Origin of the sequence: Sandarakinorhabdus rubra, assembly GCF_010994245.1 — a bacterium.
Classification (GTDB): Bacteria; Pseudomonadota; Alphaproteobacteria; order Sphingomonadales; family Sphingomonadaceae; genus Sandarakinorhabdus; species Sandarakinorhabdus rubra.
In genome coordinates, this window is record NZ_WMHO01000342.1 from 1 (window position 1) to 1,586 (window position 1,586).

The following is a 1,586-nucleotide window of genomic DNA, read 5'->3' on the forward strand; positions in this document are numbered from 1 at the left end:
AGCGCGACGGCGCGCGCGGCGCCGCCGCCGCGGGGCCGGCGCCCATGCTGAACAGCCCGTGCGGATCGGCATAGGCCGGCTTGCCGTTCACCACGTCCTTCATCCAGCCGGCGAGCGGCGATTGCGCGGCGCTCACCTCGTCCGGCGTCATGCCATCGAAATAATTGTAGCGCGTGTTGAAGGCGCGGACATGCTCGAGGCACAGATATTGCCAACCACCGACATCGCCGGGCACCCGGTTCGAACGCGGCGCCCGGAACTCGCCGGCTTCAGGACAGCCGGGCGCGGCACAGGGTTCGGGAAGCGGCCGCTCCACCCTGCCGTGCCAGCGCTGCCGGCGCATGTTCTCACCGTCCGAAATCGCCTGTCATCCTTTGCTGCACCCGGTCTATAAGGCCCCAACAGGGAGTTGATATGGGCAAGGTTGCCGCAGAAATCCACGCGCGCCTGATCGCCGCGCTGGCCCCCACCAGCCTGGAGGTGATCGACGACAGCGCATCACACCATGGCCATGCCGGCCATCGCGGCGACGAGGCCGAATCGCACTTCACCGTGAAGATCAGCAGCGCCGCCTTTGCCGGCCAGAGCCGCATCGCCCGGCAGCGCGCCGTCTATGCGGCGCTTGGCGAACTGGTGGCGCCCGATCGCATCCATGCGCTGCGGATCATCGCCAGCGCGCCAGAAGACGCCTGATGCGCGCGCTGCTGCTGGCTGCCGCCCTGCTGCTCTGCGCGCCGGCCCCCACACTGGCAGGCGCCGTTACCGAGACGGCCGGCAGCCTGGATGGCGTTCCCATCATCGACCGGCTGGATGTTGCCGATGTCGCCGGCGGCAGCATCAACCGCTATTGGCTGCGCGCCGGCACCAGCCCGGTGGGCCAGCCCTGGCTGGTGCCGGTGGTGGTGGTGAAGGGCGCGCAGGCCGGCCCGCGCCTGGTGCTCACCGCTGGCATCCACGGCGATGAACTGAACGGCATCGCCGTGCTGCACCGGCTGGCCGCCGGCATCGATCCGGCGCAGCTGTCGGGCACGCTCACGCTGGTGCCCGGCCTCAACCCGCCCGGCCTGTTGCAGTCCAGCCGGCAATGGACGCCGGACTGGAGCCGCAGCGCCCCCAACCTCAACCGCGAGATGCCGGGCCGCGAAGGCACCAGCGCCATTGCCGATTTTGCCGGCCGGCTGTGGAGCCGGCTCATCCGCCCCAACGCCGATGCTGCCGTTGATCTCCATACCCAGTCGCGCGGCACAGCCTACATGATGTATGCCTTTGCCTCGTCCCCGCGCACCCGCCGCATGGCCGAACTGGTGGGGCCCGACATCATCAAGATGGACAAGGGCGACAAGGGCACGCTGGAAAACACGCTCACCGAAGATGGCGTGCCGGCCATCACGCTGGAGCTGGGCCGGCCCGAGATGTTCGACGACATGATGATCGCCCGCGCCGAGGCCGGGCTCCTCAACCTGATGCGCGAGATGAAGATGCTGCCCGGCCGGGTGGCGCCGCCGCCAGCCCGGCTGTTCGTTGCCAACGACATCGCAGCCGTGCGCGCCACGCGGCCCGGCTGGGCGCGGCTGCTGCTGCCGATC

The 1,586-nt window shown here is 69.8% G+C and carries 2 protein-coding genes and 1 pseudogene; 2 read left to right on the forward strand and 1 reads right to left on the reverse strand.

The annotated features are described in order from the left end of the window. Positions 1 to 316, reverse strand: a pseudogene (locus GJV64_RS14235) (hypothetical protein); the annotation flags it as partial. A 98-nt stretch (positions 317 to 414) separates the two neighbouring features. On the opposite strand from GJV64_RS14235, the gene GJV64_RS14240 reads away from it, so the two are divergent. Both GJV64_RS14240 and GJV64_RS14245 read left to right on the forward strand, forming a co-directional pair. Continuing rightward, complete coding sequence (locus GJV64_RS14240) at positions 415 to 693, forward strand: BolA family protein (RefSeq protein WP_164158114.1); 279 nt, start codon at positions 415 to 417, stop codon at positions 691 to 693. Then, the coding region (locus GJV64_RS14245; protein ID WP_164158116.1) for a M14 family metallopeptidase at positions 693 to 1,586 on the forward strand (894 nt) is incomplete at its 3' end. The genes GJV64_RS14240 and GJV64_RS14245, both read left to right, overlap by 1 nt.